The 19,895-nt window shown below is 71.5% G+C and carries 18 protein-coding genes; 12 read left to right on the top strand and 6 right to left on the bottom strand.

Going from position 1 to position 19,895, the window contains the following annotated elements; genetic code table 11:
• Positions 1-390: 390 nt before the first annotated feature.
• Entirely contained in the window at positions 391-762 is a 372-nt protein-coding gene (locus NGF19_RS07460; RefSeq protein WP_252423191.1) for a hypothetical protein, read from the top strand.
• 66 nt (positions 763-828) lie between these two features.
• On the opposite strand, the gene NGF19_RS07455 is transcribed toward NGF19_RS07460, so the two are convergent.
• The gene (locus NGF19_RS07455) at positions 829-1,314 is read right to left on the bottom strand and encodes a MarR family winged helix-turn-helix transcriptional regulator (protein ID WP_252423189.1); all 486 of its coding nucleotides are present in this window, start codon (positions 1,312-1,314) and stop codon (positions 829-831) included.
• 127 nt (positions 1,315-1,441) lie between these two features.
• Here NGF19_RS07455 and NGF19_RS07450 point away from each other — a divergent pair, with 127 nt between their 5' ends.
• Both NGF19_RS07450 and NGF19_RS07445 read left to right on the top strand, forming a co-directional pair.
• Positions 1,442-1,951 (top strand): carboxymuconolactone decarboxylase family protein, encoded by a 510-nt coding sequence (locus NGF19_RS07450; RefSeq protein ID WP_252423187.1) that lies wholly within the window; start codon positions 1,442-1,444, stop codon positions 1,949-1,951.
• A 123-nt stretch (positions 1,952-2,074) separates the two neighbouring features.
• Entirely contained in the window at positions 2,075-2,872 is a 798-nt protein-coding gene (locus NGF19_RS07445) for an alpha/beta fold hydrolase (protein ID WP_252423185.1), read from the top strand.
• A 66-nt stretch (positions 2,873-2,938) separates the two neighbouring features.
• Here the strand turns inward: NGF19_RS07445 and NGF19_RS07440 are convergent, their stop codons facing one another.
• Together NGF19_RS07440 and NGF19_RS07435 are read right to left on the bottom strand one after the other, a co-directional pair.
• A complete protein-coding gene (locus NGF19_RS07440) occupies positions 2,939-5,482 on the bottom strand; it encodes an ABC transporter permease (protein ID WP_252423184.1) in 2,544 nt (847 codons plus the stop codon).
• Positions 5,479-6,282, bottom strand: coding sequence for an ABC transporter ATP-binding protein (locus NGF19_RS07435; protein WP_252423182.1), 804 nt, complete (start codon positions 6,280-6,282; stop codon positions 5,479-5,481). Before NGF19_RS07435 ends, NGF19_RS07440 begins: the two co-directional genes overlap by 4 nt.
• A 207-nt stretch (positions 6,283-6,489) precedes the next feature.
• Between NGF19_RS07435 and NGF19_RS07430 the strand changes: the two genes are divergently transcribed.
• On the top strand, positions 6,490-7,038 hold the full coding sequence (locus tag NGF19_RS07430) for a YciI family protein (RefSeq protein WP_252423181.1): 549 nt from the start codon (positions 6,490-6,492) through the stop codon (positions 7,036-7,038).
• Positions 7,039-7,080: 42 nt separating this feature from the next.
• Here NGF19_RS07430 and NGF19_RS07425 read toward each other — a convergent pair whose 3' ends face one another.
• Complete coding sequence (locus tag NGF19_RS07425; protein ID WP_252423180.1) at positions 7,081-7,923, bottom strand: alpha/beta fold hydrolase; 843 nt, start codon at positions 7,921-7,923, stop codon at positions 7,081-7,083.
• 218 nt (positions 7,924-8,141) lie between these two features.
• On the opposite strand from NGF19_RS07425, the gene NGF19_RS07420 reads away from it, so the two are divergent.
• Complete coding sequence (locus NGF19_RS07420) at positions 8,142-11,903, top strand: S8 family serine peptidase (protein WP_252423179.1); 3,762 nt, start codon at positions 8,142-8,144, stop codon at positions 11,901-11,903.
• 143 nt (positions 11,904-12,046) lie between these two features.
• On the opposite strand, the gene NGF19_RS07415 is transcribed toward NGF19_RS07420, so the two are convergent.
• Entirely contained in the window at positions 12,047-12,844 is a 798-nt protein-coding gene (locus tag NGF19_RS07415; RefSeq protein WP_252423177.1) for an SAM-dependent methyltransferase, read from the bottom strand.
• Between the two features lie 129 nt (positions 12,845-12,973).
• Between NGF19_RS07415 and NGF19_RS07410 the strand changes: the two genes are divergently transcribed.
• The 7 genes from NGF19_RS07410 to NGF19_RS07380 all read left to right on the top strand — a co-directional run bounded on the left by NGF19_RS07410 (position 12,974) and on the right by NGF19_RS07380 (position 19,494).
• Positions 12,974-13,729 (top strand): GntR family transcriptional regulator, encoded by a 756-nt coding sequence (locus NGF19_RS07410; RefSeq protein WP_252423175.1) that lies wholly within the window; start codon positions 12,974-12,976, stop codon positions 13,727-13,729.
• 143 nt (positions 13,730-13,872) lie between these two features.
• Positions 13,873-14,997 carry a TIGR03364 family FAD-dependent oxidoreductase gene (locus tag NGF19_RS07405; protein WP_252423173.1) on the top strand — a complete coding sequence of 375 codons (1,125 nt, stop codon included), beginning with the start codon at positions 13,873-13,875 and terminating at the stop codon, positions 14,995-14,997.
• Positions 14,998-15,002: 5 nt separating this feature from the next.
• Positions 15,003-15,737: an HAD family hydrolase gene (locus NGF19_RS07400; protein ID WP_372505607.1), complete on the top strand. Its 735-nt coding sequence runs from the start codon at positions 15,003-15,005 to the stop codon at positions 15,735-15,737.
• Positions 15,737-16,783 carry an ABC transporter ATP-binding protein gene (locus NGF19_RS07395; RefSeq protein ID WP_252423171.1) on the top strand — a complete coding sequence of 349 codons (1,047 nt, stop codon included), beginning with the start codon at positions 15,737-15,739 and terminating at the stop codon, positions 16,781-16,783. Before NGF19_RS07400 ends, NGF19_RS07395 begins: the two co-directional genes overlap by 1 nt.
• Positions 16,776-17,603 carry a 2-aminoethylphosphonate ABC transporter permease subunit gene (locus NGF19_RS07390; protein WP_252423169.1) on the top strand — a complete coding sequence of 276 codons (828 nt, stop codon included), beginning with the start codon at positions 16,776-16,778 and terminating at the stop codon, positions 17,601-17,603. Before NGF19_RS07395 ends, NGF19_RS07390 begins: the two co-directional genes overlap by 8 nt.
• Positions 17,590-18,387, top strand: a complete 798-nt coding sequence (locus tag NGF19_RS07385; protein WP_252423167.1) for an ABC transporter permease — start codon at positions 17,590-17,592, stop codon at positions 18,385-18,387. The genes NGF19_RS07390 and NGF19_RS07385 overlap by 14 nt, the downstream gene beginning before the upstream one ends.
• 51 nt (positions 18,388-18,438) lie before the next feature.
• Positions 18,439-19,494, top strand: a complete 1,056-nt coding sequence (locus tag NGF19_RS07380; RefSeq protein ID WP_252423165.1) for a 2-aminoethylphosphonate ABC transporter substrate-binding protein — start codon at positions 18,439-18,441, stop codon at positions 19,492-19,494.
• Between the two features lie 41 nt (positions 19,495-19,535).
• Here NGF19_RS07380 and NGF19_RS07375 read toward each other — a convergent pair whose 3' ends face one another.
• Positions 19,536-19,877 (bottom strand): hypothetical protein, encoded by a 342-nt coding sequence (locus tag NGF19_RS07375; protein WP_252423241.1) that lies wholly within the window; start codon positions 19,875-19,877, stop codon positions 19,536-19,538.
• Between the last annotated feature and the right edge of the window lie 18 nt (positions 19,878-19,895).

Raw genomic sequence — 19,895 nt, 5'->3', positions numbered from 1 at the left:
GGGGAGCATCGCAAGGCGGAGGAGGGCGGCAGGGCGGAGCCCTGCCAACCGACGACAACGCGGCGAGGTGCGGTGCCAGACCCCGCGAGCCCGGCATGATCCAAACGAGAGGCCCTAAGGGCTGTCCCGTAATCCCTGGCGGATCAGCGCGCGGCGTCGGATGCGGTGCATCGCAAGGCGGAGGGACGCCCGAATACTGGACGTATTCGGGCGTTCCGACAACGCGGCGAGGTGCCGTAGCCGTCGTCGCGCGCCCGTCAGGGATTACGGGACAGCCCTCAGGTCCACTGGGCCTCCCAGTGGGGCCTAGCAGCCCATGGGCGAGAGGCGCCGCGCGCAGAAGTCTGGTCTCGCCGACCAACGATCAGCACGATCAGAAGGAGCGGACACATGACTGCCAAGAACACCGGCACCATGGTCGCCGTACGGGTACGGGCGGAAGGGGACGTGGACGCGGAGGCTCTGGCCTACGTCCAGTCCAAGGTCGACGCGCTCCTCGACCGGCCGGGGGTCCCCGTCGCCGACGGTGAGGTGAGGATCGCCAAGGCAGCGGCGCACCACACCGCGCGGCCCTGGACCGCCGTCGCCGAGCTGGTCGTACGGAACACCTACGTGGTCGTCCATGCCCAGGAGGCGACGGCCCATGAACTGGCGGACCGGCTGCAGGACCGGCTGCGGGGCCAACTGACCCGGGTAGTGCACCGCTACGAGGCCGCGCGCAGGTCGGCCACCCCGCCGCCGTGGCGCCGTGGCGAGGTCTGACCTCGAAGAGGACCGGAGACGACCGGTGCCCCGGCAGGCAGCGCTTGCCGGGGCACCGGTCGTCTCTCAGCTCGTTCCGCCGATCCACCCCGCCGCGTCGAGCCGGAACGCCCCGGGGACCGTCACGGCCCGCAGGTCGTCCTCGAGGGCGCGCAGGCGCTCCTCGCCGAGAACCGCGGCCCAGTCCGCACGCAGCGTGTCGAAGATCGCGGCCGAGCGGGCCAGCACGTCGCGTCCCCGCGCGGTCAGCCGTACGAGCCTGCGCCGGGCGTCGGCGGGGTCGTCGGAGCGTTCGGCGTAGCCGAGGGCGACCAGCCTGTCCACGGTCTTGCCCGCCGCCTGTTTGGAGATCCCCAGGCGGCGGGCGATGTCGCTGGCGGCGGCTCCGTCCGGGCCGATCGCCTGGAGGGCGAACCCGTGCGCGGGACGGGCGTCCGGATGGCCTTGCCGGGCGAGTTCGGCGTGGACCCCGTCGATGAGCGTGCGGAACCCGGCGAACAGCAGCAGCGGGAGTTCGTACCCGGCCCGCGGCCGGTGCCGACCCGACTCCATACCCTCCGCTCGCCCGCCTCGCTCACCTCGCCCGCCCCCGCCCTCACTCGCGCGTTCACCCTCGCCAGAAAGGTCAACCTGGTTTACCATCTGATCGTCAGCCATGTTGACCACCTTAGGAGGGTGCATGTTCACCGCACACAACGTGGAGAGCGCTCCGCAGGCGTCCCGAGCGGCGATGCGGGCCGTGGCCGAGGCATCGGGCGGCACACTGCCCGACGCGGTGGCGCGCCTGGCCACCTCGCCCGAACTGCTCAACGGCTTCCTGTCCTTGAGCGCGAGCTTCGAGCGGTGCACGCTGGATCCGCTGTCCCGGGAGGTCGTCATCATGACGATCGCCGTCCGCAACCAGTGCCACATCTGCGTCGCCATGCACACCGGCAAGCTCCGCAAGCTCGACGCGGACACCGAACTCATCGCCGCCCTGCGCGAGGAGCGCCCCCTGTCCGACGAACGGCTCGAAACGATACGGACGTTCACGCTCGCCGCCATGGCCACCGCTGGCGCGGTGGACGACGACACGCTCAAGTCCCTGCTGGCGCGGGGCTACACCGAGCGCAACGCACTCGAAGTCGTCATGGGGATCGGCACGTACACGATGTCGACGCTCGCCAACCGTCTCGTCAAGGCCGTGTGAGAGCAAGGCCGTGCGAGAGCAAGGCTTCTCGACAACGTCCCCTCCGGACCGATGAGTTCGGCGGACGACCGGCGTCTACCCCTGCGGTGACCGACGGTTCGTGGAAGGCGAAGGGTGAGACGAGTGAGCTATGCCGACGTGGGCGGACTGTCCCTGTACTTCGAGGAGCACGGCTCGGGACCGGGGCAGCCGTTGGTGCTGTTGCACGGCGGGTTGGGGGCGGGCGAGATGTTCGCACCCCTCCTGCCCGCCCTGGGCGAGCGGCGCCGGGTGATCCTGGTCGACCTGCAAGGGCACGGACGTACGGCGGACATCGACCGCCCGTTGCGCCCCGAACTGATGGCGGACGACATCGCCGCCCTCCTCGGGCACCTGGGCCTGGCACGGGCGGACGTGCTGGGCTACTCCTTCGGCGCCGACGTGGCCCTGTGCACCGCCTTCCGCCATCCGGACCTGGTGCGCCGCCTGGTGGTGATCTCCACGCCGTGCAAGCGGGACGGCTGGTTCCCCGAGGTCGTGGCCCAGATGGACCGGATGACCGCCGCGGCTGCCGAGCCCATGAAGCAGTCTCCGCCCTACGAGCTGTACACGCGCCTCGCGCCCCGGGTCGAGGACTGGCCGCAACTCATCGGCAAGATCGCCGAGTTGAAGAACCGGGACTACGACTGGACGGCCGAGGTGAAGGCGATCACCGCACCGACCCTGTTGGTGTTCGCCGACGCCGACGCCGTACGGCCCGCGCATGTCGTGGAGTTCTTCGGCCTGCTCGGCGGCGGTCTGCACCACCCCGGCTGGGACGGGGCCGGGCGCGCGGCAACCCGACTGGCCGTCCTGCCGGACACCACGCATGACACCGTGCTCGCCTCCCCGTCGCTGACGGCCGCGGTCCTGCCGTTCCTGGATGCCGCGCCGGGAAGCTGAGCACAGGATCCGGGAAGCCGCGCCGCCCGCCGCAGGGGGGACGCGACTTCCCGGATCCGGCTTCCGTCAGCTCCGCGCGGTACCCGCGTCCAGCGGACGCGCGCGCAGCAGGGCGCGGGTCGGCAGCCCCATCGCCCCCAGGGCGAGCAGCAGCGCTCCCGCCGCCAACGACAAGGCGGTGCCCGCCGGTACGTACGGCGCGGACCCGGTCACCCCGCGCGCGATCGGGACCAGCACGAGCCCGGCGATCGCCCCACCGATCAACAGACCGGTGACCACCGTCAGGAGGGCCTCCCAGCGCATCATGTCGCGCACCTGACGCCGGGTCGTACCGGCCAGGCGCAGCAGCCCGATCTCGCGCTTGCGGTCCAGGACGGTCATGACGAGCGTGTTGGCGACGGCGATGGCGGCGAACCCTCCGAGCACCGCGGCCATCACGCGGTTCGCCCAGGCGTTGACCTCCAGGTCGTGTCCCACCTGGGCGGTGTAACCGGCCCCGTCGAGAATGGTCATCCCCGGACCGAGGTCCCTCACCTGCTCGGCGACCGCCGCCCGTTGGCGGCTCGACGTCTCCTTGACCAGTACCTGGGCGTCGTACGCCGCAGTGACGTGCGGTGCCACGGCGGCGCGCGGCAGCAGGACCTGTCCGAGGCCGAGGCCCCGCGCGTAGGTCGCGACCACCTTCGGGCGTACCCGGGTGCCGTCGCCGAGCCACAGCTCGAAGCGGTCACCGACCTTCACTCCGGCCTCGGCGGCCAGGATCTCGTCGACCGCGATGGTCTGCCTCGACGCGCCCAGCGCGCCCAGTGAGCCCTTCTTGACGCCGAGGTCGAGCACCTGCGGCAGTCGGGCCGGGTCGCCGGAGACGCCCAGCGCGGTCGCCGAGGACAGCGCACCGTCGGCGCGATGGACGACGGCCGTGCGCAGCACCCCGACGCTCGCCTCGACTCCTGGGATCCGGGCGGCCCGTTCGGCGGTCGAGGCGGGCAGGCCCGGCCCGGTCGTGGTGATCACCCGGTCGGCGACGATGCCGGCTCGGGCCTGCTCGGCGGACACATGAGCGATCGTGGTCTGGAGGAACAGCAGCGTCCCGCAGAACGCGGCGACCATCGCGATGGGGGTGATCCCCGATGCCATACGGCGGGCGTTGGCCCGCGCGTTGTCGGCGGCGAGTGAACCGGGCGCACCGGCACCGGCCCGCAGCGCGGTGCCGAGCACGGTGGCGAAGAGCCGGGCGAGCAGCGGGCCGAGCAGGGCCACCGCCGTCAGCAGGCACAGCACCACGCCGAGCGCGGTGTTGGCGGCCTGGGAGCCGTCGAGCCCGGCGGCGAGCGCGGCCAGTGCCGTCCCGCCGCCCAGCATGACCAGGCCCGCCAGGATGCGTACGCGCCCGAGGCGGGCCGGTTCCGCCGCCGCTTCCCCGAGCGCTTCGGAGGGGCGCAGCCGGGCGGGGCGACGTGCGGCGACGTACCCGGCGGTCAGGGCCGTGAGGACGGTCACGCCGACGGCCACGGCCATCGGGATCACCCCGGTGTCGAGCCGCAGCCCCTCGGGCACCACGCCGCGGCTGACCAGTTCCCCGAACCACCAGTGCGCCAGCAGCAGACCGGGCAGGACGCCGATCGCTCCGGCGACGGGGGCGATGAGCGCGGCCTCGGTGGCCACGGTGCGCCGGATCTGCCGCGGCGTGGCGCCGATGGCCCGCAACAGGGCGAATTCGCGGGCGCGTTGGCCGACGGCGAGGCCGACGGTGCTCGCCACGACGAAGACGGCGGTCATCACGGCGATACCGCCGAAGGAGCCGCCCAGGCCGGTCAGCGTCTCCCGTGCTTCGGCCAGCGCGGGTTGCTCGGCAGCACCGCGGGCGACGCCTGTGAAGACCTTCGCCTTGCCGTCGACCGCCTTGCGTACCTGCCGGGCCAGTTCGTCGTCGGTGACACCTGTGCGCGCGTGGACGGCGATGGCGTCGACCCGGCCCGGATGCCCGGACAGCCGCTCGGCGTCCGGGTCGGCGAACCATACGGTCGCCGCACCGGCCCGCGCCCGCGCCACTCCGGAGATCCGGTAGGTGCCGGACGCGCCCGGCGCCGTCAGGGCCACCCGTGCGCCGGGCGCGAGCCCCGCGGTGTGCGCGGTCGCTTCGTCCAGGACGACCTCTCCCGCCGACGGCGCGCGCCCGGCCGCGAGAACAGCGGAGGCGGCGGAGGTGCGGAGTCCCGTGGAGGCGTAGCCATGGCCGGTGAGCGGGGGCAGCGCACCGCCTCGGGAGGCCTGCACCGGGAAGGAGAGGTCGGTGATCGCCGCCGCGACGCCGGGTCGGGCGGCGATCCGGGCCGCCAACCGGGTGTCGACCCGGGCGCGTTCCGGCAGCGGCGTCTCGATGGTCTCCCGGGCCTCACCGGCCCCGTGGGTGATCCGGGCGTACGGGTCGGCGGCGACCACCACGGGGGTGTGCGCGTACCGGACGGGCGCGCTGTCGGCCGTGACACCGGTCTGCAGCAGCAGTCCGCAGGCGGTGGTGATCGCGGAGGCGAACAGCAGGGCCACCAGGGACCCCACGAACGAGGCCGGTCGGAAGCGCACACAGGCGCGGGCCAGTCCGTTCGTCATGCGGCGCGCTCCGCGTAGGGGCCGCCCACGGGGCCGGTCAGCGTGGCCATCCGGTCGGCGACCGTTCCCGCGTCGGGGCGGACCAGTTCGTCCACGAGCAGCCCGTCGGCGAGGAAGAGGACCCGGTCCGCGTGGGAGGCGGCTGCCGGGTCGTGGGTGACCATGACGACGGTCGCGTCCATGGCGTCCACCGCGCGCCGCAGCAGGCCCAGGACCTCCTGCGCGGTACGGCTGTCCAGCGCGCCGGTCGGCTCGTCGGCGAACACCACCTCGGGCCGGGTGATCAGGGCGCGGGCGATGGCCACGCGCTGCTGCTGCCCGCCCGACAGTTCGCCGGGACGGCGGTCGGCGTGGTCGGGCAGACCCACCTGGGCCAGCAACTCCCGTGCGCGCGCCCGGTCCTGGCGCTCACCGGCCAGCCGCAGCGGCAGCAGCACGTTCTGCACCACGGTCAGCGCGGGCAGCAGGTTGAAGGCCTGGAAGACGAAGCCGACACTACGGCGGCGCAGCCGGGTGAGCTGGTTCTCGCTGAGCCGGGTGATGTCCTGCCCGCCGAGCAGGACCGTGCCGGAGTCCGGCCGGTCCAGCCCGGCGGCGCATTGCAGCAGCGTGCTCTTGCCCGAGCCGGAGGGACCCATCACCGCGCTGAACGTGCCCCGCCGCAACGTGAGATCGACGCCCCGCAGCGCGTGCACGGTCCCCCGCCTGCCTGTGTACGCGCGCCGCAGCGCGCTCAACTCGACTGCGGGCTCGGCGACTTGCCGTCGCTCGCTCGGGAGACGCTCGTGCCATGCCACCATGGTGGTTCTTGCTCCTTCTGCCGCAGGTCGACTGGGTGTGACCCACAGTAGGAACGGGAGCGGGGCCCCGCCCATGGTGCGCACCGGCGTCCTGAGGTGTGGTTGTCCCCACCGTCCGACCTGTGGTCTGCCCGCCGGGAGCGTTGATCGGCAGGCCGACAGCGAAACCGCTCGACCCGCCGCCCTTCTTGGGGAGATCCTTCGGGCATGGAGTACTTCTGCTATCACCGCGACCGGCCCGGCTCCCTGGGGCTGCGCAAGGCGCTGCTGCAAGAGCACTGGTCGTACATGGACGAGTACGCGAAGGAGATGATCGCCCGGGGTCCGACGCTCGCCGACGACGGCGAGACGCCCACCGGCAGTGTGCACATCGTCGATCTGCCCGATCCCGCCGCGGCCCGCGCGTTCGCCTTCGACGAGCCGAGCTACCAGGCAGGCGCCTACCGGGATGTGCTGCTGCGCCGGTGGCGCAACCTCCTGGGGCGCACCATGTGGGACTTCCCCGGCGACCTGACCGACGGCGACCGGTACCTGGTGCTCGGGCTCGGCGAGGGGCGACCCGTCGATCTCACGGTGCCGCTCGACCAGGCCGAGCTGATCGCCTACGGGCCGCTGCTGTCCGACGACGGCGCGACCTGGCTGGGCACGGCGGCGCTGGTGCGGGCACCGGACCCGGACCGGGCGCGCGCCGTGCTGACCGTGGACCGGTACGCCGCTGTCGAGGTGCACAACTGGCAGCCCGGCGGGCGACGTTGAAACCGTAAGCCCCCTCCGGGGCCGGGTCGGACCCGATCTCACCTAGACCTGACGCGGGCTCAACCAGGCCCTCAGGACGGGCTGTTCATCGAACGCCCCGAGGAACTCCCGCAGGAGACCGCCCAGGACGGCAGGCCGCTCCAGATGCAGGTCGTGCCCGGTCCCGGGGACGCTGACCGCCACCGTGCGCGGACGGCGTCCGAGCATGCCGTCGACCTCGTCCGCGGGGAGGATGCCGGACTGGGCGAGCACCACCAGGGTCGGGCAGGTGATGCTCGCCCACTCGTCCCAGAAGGAGCGACGGGCGTTCTCCGCCAGGGAGTCGACCATCACGTCACGGTCGAAGCGGGGCCACCAGCCGTCGTCGCGTTCCTCCAGACCCGCGGCCCAGCCCTCACCGACCGGCCCGCCACCGAGGAACGCGGCGGCGGCCTTGCGTGAGGGGAACGGCGTGGGCCAGGAGTCGAGCCAACCGCCGATCTCCGCCTGGACATCGGGGTTCGCACTGCCGGGACCGGCCTCGACGAGTACGAGCGCGGAGCACAGCTCGGGGTGCGCGGCGGCGGTGAGCAGGGCGCAGTGACCGCCGAGCGACTGGCCGACGAGGACGGGCCGGTGCAGGCCGAGCCCGTGCGCGACGGCGACGACATCGGCGACGTACGCGGCGCGGGACACATCGGCCGGACGGCGCTCACTGGCTCCGTGCCCCCGCTGGTCGACGGCGACCACACGATGACTCGCCCTCAACTCCCGTGCCAAGGAGTCCCATTCACCGGCATGCCCGGCCAGCCCGTGCAACAGGAGGACGGGTGGGCCCGACCCGCCCCAGTCACGGCAGGCGAGACGGACACCGTCGCGTTTCACCGTGCGTTCGGTCCAGGTCATCTGCGGTTCTCCAAGTCTCCGCCCGCTGGCGGGAAACGGCCACGGCGCAAAGCCGCCTCGGTCCGTCGTCGCCGCGCCATCCGTCCGTCTGCCAAGGTAGCGGCCACCGCAGCACCAACCGATGCCCGCAGTACGCCTCTTCGGGCCCTGTCGGCGTGGGTGGATTCGGCAGACGTGGCATCGGCAGGCGGGTACCGGTGCCAAGACTTGGGAGAGCGATGCGCTCGATATCGCGTACGGGCCTGGGGGCGGCGACAGCCGCCGTCCTGGCCGTCACCGCGGCCGTGCCCTCCGGGGCGGCGACGCCCGGGGACACGGCCGCACACAAGAGACCACTGGTCGGAAGCTCCGCCGCCACGGCGCGCGGCGGCTCCGTCGTCACACTCGTCACGGGCGACCGGGTCCTGGTCACCCAGGACGCCTCCGGGCGCAGCTCCGCGACCGCGCTGCCCGCGGCGGACGGCGGCACACCGCTCCTCCAGACCCGGCAGGTGGGCAAGGACCTCTACGTCTACCCCGAGAGCGCCACCGCCGCGATCGCCGCGGGTCGCGTGGACCAGGAGCTGTTCAATGTCAGCGGCCTGGTGCGCCAGGGCTACGACGACGCGCACTCCGAGGTGACACCGCTCATCGCCGTCTACGACAAGTCCGTCGACGTCGCCCGCAGTGTGCCCGCGGCCCCGCGTGGGGCTCAGCGCGGCCTCGTCCTCGACGCGGTCGACGGTGTGGCGCTCAAGGCCGACAAGAAGAACGCCGCCTCGTTCTGGGCGGACTTCGGCAACCCGCGCTCCCGGACGGCCGGTGGTGTGAAGAAGCTGTGGCTCGACAGCAAGGTCCGGGCCACGCTGGACAAGTCGACGCGGCAGGTGCACGCGCCGGAGGCCTGGGCCGCCGGGTACGACGGCAAGGGCACCAAGGTCGCGGTGCTCGACACGGGTGTGGACGCCGAACACCCCGATCTCAAGGGCCGGATCGGCGCCTCCGAGAACTTCACCGACTCCCCTGATGTGACGGACCGTCAGGGCCACGGTACGCACACCACGTCGACGGTCGGCGGCACGGGCGCGGCGAGCGGCGGCAAGAAGCGCGGCGTCGCTCCGGGCACCGAGCTTCTCGTGGGCAAGGTTCTCGACGACTCGGGCTCCGGCGCCACTTCGTGGATCATCGCGGGCATGCAGTGGGCCGTCGAGCAGGACGCCGACGTCGTCTCCATGAGTCTCGGCAACCCCGCACGCACCGACTGCTCCGACCCGATGGCCACCGCCACCGAGGAGTTGGCGCGCAGCAGCAAGAACACGCTGTTCGTGATCGCGGCGGGGAACACGGGGCCGTCGCTCAACTCGGTGTCCTCGCCCGGCTGTGCGCCGAGCGTTCTCACCGTGGGCGCCGTCGACCGGGACGATTCCACCGCGCAGTTCTCCAGCCGTGGCCCCGCGTACGGCTCGCACACCCTCAAGCCCGAGATCGCCGCGCCCGGCGTGGACATCTCCGCCGCAGCCGCGGACGGCCGGGGCGTCTACGCGTACCGCAGCATGAGCGGTACGTCGATGGCGACCCCGCATGTCGCGGGCGCCGCCGCCATCGTCAAGCAGCGCCATCCCGAGTGGAGCGCGCAGCAGATCAAGGCCGCGCTCGTGTCCTCCGCCGACAGCGCCGTCCCGGGCGATGTCCGCGAGACCGGTGGCGGGCGCCTCGATGTGAAGGCGGCGATCGACCAGTCCGTGCTCAGCGCCCCGGCGGTACAGGGCGGCACCTTCGACTGGCCGCAGAGCAAGGGCGACCGCACCACGGTCGACGTGCCGTACACCAACACCGGTGACCGTCCTGCCACATTGACGCTCGACGTGCGCGGCGTAACCGGCAACGACGGGTCCGCCGTCCACTCCTCTCTCGCCAAGCTGAGTCAGAAGTCCGTGACCGTCCCGGCGGGCGCCACCGTCGAGGTGCCGCTCCAGTTGGACCCGTCCGCCTCGCTCAAGGCGAGCCAGTACGGCGACATCACCGGCCGGGTCATCGCCACGAGCGGCAAGTCCGAGGTCTCCACGCCGTTCTCGCTGTACGTCCAGCCGCAGACCGTCAGCCTGCGCGTCAAGCTGGTCGACCGCAGTGGCAAGCCCGCCGTCGGCTCCTCCTCCCTCGACCTCATCGGCACGGACGACGCGACCGGCGAGCGGCGTTACAACGACGGCGCCACCGAGCAGACCTTCCAGGTCCGCCCCGGCAACTACTTCCTCTCCTCCTTCATCACCACGCCGGACGACGACGGCAGCATGGTGAACTCCGTGGCGTACGCGGCCCGTCCGCAGCTCGACATCGCCAAGGACACCACCGTCGTCCTGGACGCGCGCCAGGCGCACCGGCTGTCCGTACGCACCGACCGCCCCACCGAGGACCGCACCGCCACGCTGGCCTTCGCCCGCTCGTGGGACGGGAGTTGGCTGCACGCGGGCTCGCTGACCGGCGGGCGTGACATCAAGGGCTACTTCGCCGATGTCCAGGGCCGCGCCCACGACGGCGACTTCGAGTTCGGCAGCTACTGGCGCCGCTACGCCCCGCAGATCACGGACTTCGGGATCGTCGACGGGCCGCGTCTGCACCCGGTCACCGGCGGCACCGGCTCCGCCAACCTCGACGGCACCGGGAAGGCCGAGGTCGTCGACTCGGGTTCCGGCACCGCCGCGGAGCTGACCGCGGCCGGGGTCAAGGGCAAGATCGCCCTGGTCCGGGTCCCGGACGACACCACGGCCGTCCTCCAGCAGGCCAAGGACGCCCAGGCGGCCGGGGCCGTCGCGCTCCTCGCGTACCACGGGAGCACCGGCCGCTGGTATCCCGCGAGCGGCTACACCGGCGGTCCCCTGCCGCTGCTCGGGCTTCCGGCGGACGAGGCGAAGGCGCTTCTGGACAAGCTGGGTTCCGGCCGGGTCACCCTCGACTGGCGGGCCACGGCCGTGAGTCCGTACGTCTACAACCTCGCCTTCCCGGAGACCGGTCCCGTCGACTCCGACCGTGTCTACCGCGTGCGGGACGCCGACCTCGGCAGCACCGAGGCCACCTATCACGCCATGGGCGTGCCCGGGGACTACCTGGACGTGGTCACCGCGCACCGGCCGAGCGCCGATGTCCCGCTGACCGGCTTCATCGACCAGGTCACGGTGCCCGGCAAGCGCACCGAGTACTATTCGGCGGGCGACACCGGCTTCTCGCAGTCGCTCTCCAGCAGCTTCCCCTGGGGCGAGTTCATGAACGGAACTCCCCACACGTACAAGGCGGGAGCGAAGCGCACCGAGAGCTGGTACGGCGGTGTCCTCGCCCCGTCCACCCCGCGTGACGCCGCGGGCAAGGAGCAACTCGCCGCCGAGCGGCAGGGCAACCTCATCGGTGTCGCGCCCGGCTTCTGGGGCGACAGCGAACACGCCGGGATCCAGGGCTCGTTCGGTGACACCGGCTCGATGTCGCTGCGGATCGACGGCAAGGAGGCCGGATCCAGCGCCGTTCCCTTCGGTGTCTTCGAGGTCCCGGCCACGGACGCGGCGTACGAACTGACCCTGTACACCACCAAGTTCGGGCAGCCCGCGCAGGTGTGGCAGCGGTCCACCTCGACGGAGACCACCTGGTCCTTCCGCTCGAAGCTCGACGAGAACGTGTACTCGCAGGGGCTGCCGCTCCTCTTCCCGCAGTACGGGCTGCCCGAGGACGGGTTGAAGACGCTGGCCGCGCAGGACGGACAGCACATCACCCTCGGCGTCACCGGCCACGCCGGTTACCAGCCCGGCACGCTGCGGTCGGTGAAGCTCTCGTACTCCTACGACGAGGGCGCCACCTGGACCGAGGCGCCGACCGCCGAGCAGAAGGGAGCCTGGACCGCGACGGTGAACCACGCGGGCGCCTCCGGCAAGCAGGTCACCCTGAAGGCTCAACTGACCGACGCGAACGGCAACTCGGTCACCCAGACCGTGATCCGGGCCTACGACATACGGTAGTTACAGGTCACACCAGTCGATCACCGGGCGGCATCCCTACCGGGGGTGCCGCCCTTGCCATGGAACCGAGAGGGAACCGCGAGGGAATCGAGGCCGGGCTCCGCCGCGTTCCCGGCGCCGCCGATGTCCGCTGTCGGCTCCGGTCAGCCCGTCTTGCGTGCCACGCCGCCGTAGATGCCGATCTCGCCGGACCTCGGCGGCGGTGGCGTGTCCGGGCGCCAGTACGGGACTTGGGCCAGGCCGGGCTCGACCAGGTCGAAGCCGTCGAAGAACCGCTCGACCTCGGCGCGGGAGCGCAGGTTCAAGGTGGCGGTCGCCTTGTTGTAGACGGCCTGGGCCGCCGTGCGATCGGCGAAGTCCCCCGTGGCGTGCGAGAGCACCAGGAAGCTGCCGGCCGGTAGCGCGTCGCGCAGGGTGGCGACGACCTGCTCGGGCTTCTCCGCGTCGGTGAGGAAGTGGAGAATCGCGACCAGGAGCACGGCGACCGGCTCGTCGAAGTCGATGACCTGACGGACCTCGGGGTGGTCCACGACGGCCTGCGGATCGCGCAGATCGGCGAGCACGTTGCGGGTGGTGCCGCAGCCGCTGAGCAGCGCACTGCCGTGTGCGCTCACGATCGGGTCGTTGTCGACGTACGCGACGCGTACGTCCGGCGCCACCTCCTGGGCGACCTCGTGCACGTTCGGCGAGGTGGGCAACCCCGTGCCGATGTCGAGGAGTTGACGGACACCGCTGCCGACCACGTATCGCACGGCGCGCCGCAGGAAGGCGCGGTTGGCCCGCAGTCCGATCCTCACCTCGGGCGCGGTGGCGGCGAGTTCGTCACCGGCCCGGCGATCGACGTCGTAGTTGTCCTTGCCGCCGAGCAGGTAGTCGTAGATCCGCGCGGGGTGCGGCCTGCTGGTGTCGATCTCCTTGGCACCTGAGCCGTCGTGTGTCATGCACCACTCCTTTCGACAACCGCCGCCGCTGCCCGCCCACCCGCGAGGACGGCTGGCGACAGCTTCGCACATCGTTCGCACATCGAGCGCGCGCGGGAACCGGCCCCGGCGTCTGCGACCATCTGTCCCGTGGACTACCCGAACAACCAAGATCCCGGCTCCCCCGTCCGCTCGGGCATACCGGAGCACGGACGCATCCCGAAGTACTACGCGGTCAAGGCGCGCATCGCCGAGCTGCTCGACGAGCTGGGAGAGGGCGGCCTCATCCCCACCGAGCGCGACCTGTCCGAGCGCTACGACGTCGCCCGCGAGACCGTCCGCCAGGCACTGCGCGAACTGGTACTGGAGGGCAGACTGCGCCGCCAGGGCCGGGGCACCGTCGTCGCGGGCCCCAAGCTGGCCCAGCCGCTGTCGCTCGCCAGCTACACCGAGGGCGTACGGCGGCAGGGGCGCACCCCAGGGCGTACCCTCGTCTCCCTGGACCGCTTCCCCTGCCCATCGGCCCTCGCCGCCGAGACCGGGCTGACCTGCGGCGAACCCGTCTGGCATCTGGAGCGCATCCTGCTCGCCGACGACGAGCGGGTGGGCCTTGAGAGCACGTACGTCGCCGTGACGCGCGTCCCCGGCTTCGACACCGACTTCGACCCCGACTCCTCCTTCTACGCCTACCTCCAGAGCAAGGGCATGGCCTTCGGTGACGCCGACGAGCGCCTGGAGACCGTCCTGGCCACCCCGCGCGAGGCCCTGCTCATCGGCACCCCGCCCGCCCTGCCGATGCTGCTGATCCACCGGGTCTCGCGAGACACGGAGGGCAAGCCGCTGGAGCGGGTGCGCAGCCTGTACCGGGGAGATCGCTTCTCCTTCACCACGCATCTCAAGGGCTGACGGCATCGGCACGGACCGGCGTCCGCCACCTCCGACATACATCACGAACAGATAACGGGTCTAGCCCAAAAGTGGCGCCTCGTTCACGTTCTCGTTGACAACCGGACCCCTCCGGTTCCCTGTGCGCGAGCAAGGTGAGCGACGTGAGAGTGACAATCGTCGGAGGCGGCGTGGTCGGCACCATGCACGCCTGGCAAGCAATTCAGCGCGGCCACGAGGTCGTACAGATCGAGCGCGAGACCGAGGCACGCGGTGCCTCGCTGCGCAACTTCGGCCAGATCTGGGTCAGTGGCCGAGCAGGTGGTGAGGAGCTCGACACCGCCCTGCGCGCACGGGAGATGTGGGAGGAGATCGGGGCGAAGGTGCCCGCGCTCGGGTTCCGGGCCATCGGCTCCCTCACCCCGATCCGTACCGAGCTCGAACTCGCCGTCGCCGAGGCCGCGGTGGCCCGCGCGGACGCCGCGGCCCGCGGCTACCGGCTGCTGACCCCCGCCGAGGCCCGCGCCGTCAACCCCGCCCTGCGCGGCGAGTTCATCGCGGCCCTGCACTGCGCACGCGACGCCGCCGTGGAGCCGCGTACCGCACAGCGTGTCCTGCGCGCCGAGTTGGAGAAGTCCCCGGGCTACCGCTTCCTGGGCGGCCGTGAGGTCCGCGAGGTGACCGGTGCGGCCACCGTCCGTGACGACCACGGCGACATCCACTCGGGCGACGCGGTGGTCCTGTGCACCGGCGCCTGGCTGGGCGGTCTGGTCCGTGAACTGGCCGGTCCCGACCTGCCCGTGCGCCGCGTCCGCCTCCAGATGATGCAGACCGACCCGCTGGGCGAGCCGCTGACCACCTCGGTCGCGGACGGCGACAGCTTCCGCTACTACCCGGCGTACAGGTCCGCTGCCCTGGACGAGTTGAACGCCCGGCAGCCGCAGGCGAAGACGGCCGCCGAGAACCGGATGCAGCTCCTGATGGTGCAGCGCGCCGACGGCGGACTGACCATCGGTGACACCCACGAGTACGAACACCCCTTCGCGTTCGACACGTTGGAGGACCCCTACGACCATCTGACCCAGGTCGTGGAGTCCTTCCTCGGCCGTCCGCTGCCGAAGATCCGGCGCCGCTGGGCCGGGGTGTACGCGCAGTGCACGGACAGCAGTCGCGTCGTGCACCGGCAGCAGGTACGCGACGGCGTCTGGCTGGTCACCGGGCCCGGCGGGCGCGGTATGACCTGCTCCCCCGCCATCGCCGAGACGACCGCCGACGAGCTGGGCTGGTGAATCAGTTGACCCACACGGCCGACACGCACGACGCGACCGGCACGACCGACGCGGTCCAGGACATCCGTCTCGTCGTCCTCGACATGGCCGGCACCACCGTCGCCGACGGCGGCCTGGTCGAGCGCGCCTTCGAGGCCGCCGCCGTCGAACTCGGTGTCGTGCCCGGCACGCCCGACCACGCCGAGAAGCTCGCCTATGTCCGGGCCACCATGGGCGAGTCCAAGATCTCCGTCTTCCGCCATCTGTTCGGCACCGAGGACCTGGCCCGCCGCGCCAACACCGCCTTCGAGAAGGCGTACGGCGACCTCCTCGACGGGGGCCTCGTCGAGCCGATCCCCGGTGCCCGCGCGGCCATCGAGGAACTCCAGAGGGACGGCCGTACCGTCGTCCTGACGACCGGCTTCGCCCGCGTCACGCAGGACGCCATCCTCGACGCCCTCGGCTGGCAGGACCTGGTGCCGCTCACCCTCTGCCCCGCCGACGCGGGCGGGCGTGGACGGCCCTTCCCCGACATGGTCCTTGAGGCGTTCGTACGGACGAAGGCAGCCGACGGCATGCGCCAGGTGGCGGTCGTCGGTGACACCTCGTACGACGTGCTCAGCGGTGTCCGGGCCGGAGCGGGCATGGTCGCCGGAGTGCTCACCGGTGCTCACGCGGAGGACGCCCACCGCGCCTCGGGCGCCACCCATGTCCTCGCCTCCGTCGCCGAACTCCCCGCTCTGCTCAGGGGTATCGGCTGATGGGTATCCGCTTCGACGGCGTCTGTGTCGCCTACGGCGGGAACACCGTCCTCGACTCCCTCGACCTGACCGTCGAGACGGGCGAGGTCATGGCGCTGCTCGGGCCGTCCGGATCCGGCAAGACCACCGCACTGCGGGCGGTCGCCGGGTTCGTACGGCCCACCGCCGGGCGGGTGTTCCTCGGCGACCGGGACGTCACCGATCTGCCGCCCCACCGGCGGGGCATCGGCATGGTCGTCCAGCAGTACGCGCTCTTCCCGCACCTCAGGGTCGAGGACAACGTGGCCTTCGGACTCAAGGCCCGCAAGACCCCCAAGGCGGAGATCCGCGAACGGGTCACCGAGGCGCTGGAGATGACGGGCATGGCGGCCTACGCACGCCGCCACCCGCGCGAATTGTCCGGTGGCCAGCAGCAACGCGTCGCCATCGCACGGGCGTTGGCCATCCGGCCCGACGTCCTGCTGCTGGACGAGCCGCTGTCCGCGCTCGACGCCCGGCTGCGCTCCGACATGCTCGCCGAACTGTCCCGGCTGCACCGCGAGTTGCCCGACGTGTCGATCCTCTACGTCACCCACGACCAGGTCGAGGCGCTGACCCTGGCCGACCGGATCGCCGTGATGGACAGGGCGCGGCTCCAGGCGTGCGGCACACCGAGGGAGCTGTACCGGGCGCCCGCGAACGCGTTCACCGCGTCCTTCGTGGGCAACGCGAACCTGCTGCCGGTGACGGTCGGCACGGACGGAGTCGCCTTCGCGGACACCGAGTTGAAGGTCGCCACGGCCGAGGCGGCACCGGGAGCGACGGCCACGCTGTGCGTACGACCGCACCTGGTCGGTCTCGGCGAGGGCCCCAACCGGCTGACCGGCACGGTCTCGGAGATCCAGTGGCGTGGCGCCACCCACCGGCTGTACGTCGAGGTCGACGGGCACCGGGTCATGGCGGACGTCCCCGAACTGCGCACCCCGCCCGCCCACGGCGACGAGGTCACCCTGCACTTCGCTCCCGAGGACGCGGTGTTGCTGACCGCGGGAATCGCCCATGACTAGCTCGACCAGAAGACTGCTGTGGGCCCTGCCCCCCGTAGCCCTCCTCGCCGTCTTCTTCCTCTACCCGCTGCTCCTCGTCGTACGGCAGTCCGTCCAACCGGACGGCGGCGGCACCTCGTTCGAGCCGTACACCGACGTCTTCGCCTCCGGCGCCTTCCGTGACGCCCTGTGGACGACGGTCTGGCTCGCGCCCGCGGCCACGGTCGGATGTCTGGTCCTCGGGTTCTTCCTCGCCCTGGTCATCGCCTTCGTACCGTTCCGGGGCGCGAAGGCGGTCGCCAAGTTCATCGACGTCTTCCTGTCCTTCCCGTCCTTCCTGATCACGCTGGCCCTGCTGTTCATCTACGGCACGGTCGGCATGGCCAACGGAGTGTGGACGGACGTCACCGGGGCGGCCGAGGGGCCCTTCCGGTTCCTCACCACGCCGTGGGGTGTACTGCTCGCCGAGATCACGTACTTCACGCCGTTCGTGATCCGGCCGCTGCTCGCCGCCTTCTCGCATCTGGACACCGCGCAGTTGGAGGCGGCCAGTTCGCTGGGCGCCCGTGCGCCCCGGATCATCCGGCAGGTGATCCTGCCCGAGGCGCTGCCCGCGCTCGCGGCCGGCGGCAGCCTCGTCCTCGTGCTGTGCCTCAACGAGTTCGGCATCGTGCTCTTCACCGGGGCCAAGGGCGTCACCACGCTCCCGACGCTCGTGTACAGCAAGGCCATCCTGGAGTCCGACTACCCGGGCGCCTGTGTGGTCGCCGTCGTCAATGTCCTGATCTCCGTGGGGCTGTACGGCCTCTACCGGGTGGTGAGCCGTCGTGCTGGTGCATAGCCGCGGGACCAGATGGGCCCTGTGGACCCTGTTCCTCGTCCTCTTCATCCCCTTGTTCGCCCTGCCCCTGCTCGTGGTCCTCGCCGCCTCGTTCGCCACCCACTGGTCGAGCGTCCTGCCCTCCGACCTGACCACCGCCCACTACAGCGCGGCCACCCGCGGCGAGGCCCTCCAGGCGCTGACCACCAGCCTGGTCACGGCCGCCGCCGCGAGCCTGATCGCGCTGGCCGCGGGCACCTGGGCGGCACTCTCGGCGGCCTCGCTGCCCAAGCGGGTACGCCGCGTGCTCGACGCGCTGTTCGTGCTGCCCGTCGCCGTGCCCTCGGTCGTCGTGGGCCTCGCGATCCTCGTCGCCTTCTCCCAGCCGCCGATACTGCTCAACGGCACCCGCTGGATCGTGATCGCCGCCCATGCGGTGCTGGTCACGGCCTTCGCCTACCAGTCGGTGTCGGCCGCGATCGTCCGCCTGGATCCGGCGTACGAACAGGCCGCCGCCTCCCTCGGTGCCCGGCCCTCGTACGTCCTGTGGCGGGTCAAGCTGCCGCTCCTGCTGCCGTCGCTCACGGCGGCGGCCGGGCTCTGCTTCGCCCTGTCCATGGGCGAGTTGAGCGCCACGATGATGCTCTATCCGCCGGACTGGACACCGCTTCCGGTGCTCATCTACGCGGCCACCGACCGCGGTTCGCTGTTCGCGGGGTCCGCGTTGGCCGTGGTCCTCATGACGGCGACCCTGCTGGTCCTGCTCGCGGTCTCGCGCATCCGCACGAAGGCCTCGTACCGCTGACGCCTCGCCCCTCCGTCCAACGTCCCTCCCCCGCAAGGAACTCACTGCGCCATGTCCAGGAACTCCCTCAAGATCGCGATCGCCCTGACCGTCCTCGCCGCGCCCGCGCTCTCCGCCTGCGGCGGTTCCTCCGCCGCCTCCGACGAGAAGGTCGTCACCGTCTACAGCGCCGACGGCCTCAAGGGCGAGAACGGTGACGGCTGGTACGACCAGGTCTTCAAGGACTTCGAGAAGCAGACCGGGATCAAGGTCAAGTACGTCGAGGGCGGCTCCGGCGAGATGGTGCAGCGCGCCCTGCGCGAGAAGAACAACCCGCAGGCCGACGTGCTCGTCACCCTCCCTCCGTTCATCCAACAGGCCGACAGCAAGGGCCTGTTGCAGAAGTACGCGCCCAAGGGTGCCGCCCAGGTCGGCAGCGCCGACAAGGCGTCCGACGGCACCTGGACCGCCGTGGTGAACAATTACTTCGGGTTCGTCTACAACAAGAAGGAGCTGCCGAAGGCGCCCACCACGTGGGAGGAACTGCTCGACGGCAGCTACAAGAACAAGCTCCAGTACTCCACGCCCGGTGTCGCGGGTGACGGCACCGCGGTCCTGATCAAGGCGCTGCACGACTTCGGCGGCGAGCAGCAGGCGATGGAGTTCCTCGGCAAGCTCCAGGCCAACAATGTCGGCCCGTCCGCCTCCACCGGCAAGCTCGCCCCGAAGGTCGACAAGGGTGAACTCCTCGTCGCCAACGGCGATGTGCAGATGAACTTCGCCCAGTCCAAGGACATGCCGAACCTCGGCATCTGGTTCCCGGCCCGCTCGGGCGGCAAGCCGACCACGTTCGCCCTGCCGTACGCGGCCGGCCTGGTCACCAAGGCCCCGCACAGCGAGAACGGCAAGAAGCTCCTCGACTACATGCTCGGCCGGACGGCCCAGGGCCAGGTCAGCAAGATCGGCGGCGGCTTCGCGGCCCGCGAGGACATCACGGCCACCGACCGCAACGCGATCGAGCTGTCCAACCTCATGGAGGGCGTCGAGACCTTCCAGCCGGACTGGAACGACATCGACAAGAACCTGACGTCGTACATCGACGCGTGGAAGTCGGCGACGGGTAGCTGAGCCCGCTGATGCCGTCGGCACCCTCCGGGGCGCCGACGGCATCAGACACGTTCGGCCGCGTCTTCCTCCGCATCCGGAATACACCGCCCCCGCGACTCGGCCACGCGAAGCGCGTCGGTGAGGGACTCGGCCAGCCGGGAGGCCAGCCATCGGTACTCGGTGGCCGACTGCGCGGGCGTCCCGGGGGCCAGGACCTCGCGCGCGTATCCCAACAACTCTGCGCCCATGCTGAGTTGGACGACCTCGATGCTGTCTGCGAGCGAGGAGAGGTAGCCCTTGCCATCGGTACTCAGATAGCAGGGCCGCCCGTCAGGGGTGGTCCACGGCAGAAGCCGGGGCCCACCCAAGCCGGTCGCGGCGTCGTACAGCTCCCTGCGCCGCATTCGGTCCGCGTGACTCCT

The organism is Streptomyces macrolidinus (assembly GCF_023887685.1).
GTDB classification, from domain to species: Bacteria; Actinomycetota; Actinomycetes; order Streptomycetales; family Streptomycetaceae; genus Streptomyces; species Streptomyces macrolidinus.
Note: the sequence above shows the minus strand (reverse complement) of the source record. Positions and strands in the feature narration are given on the sequence as shown.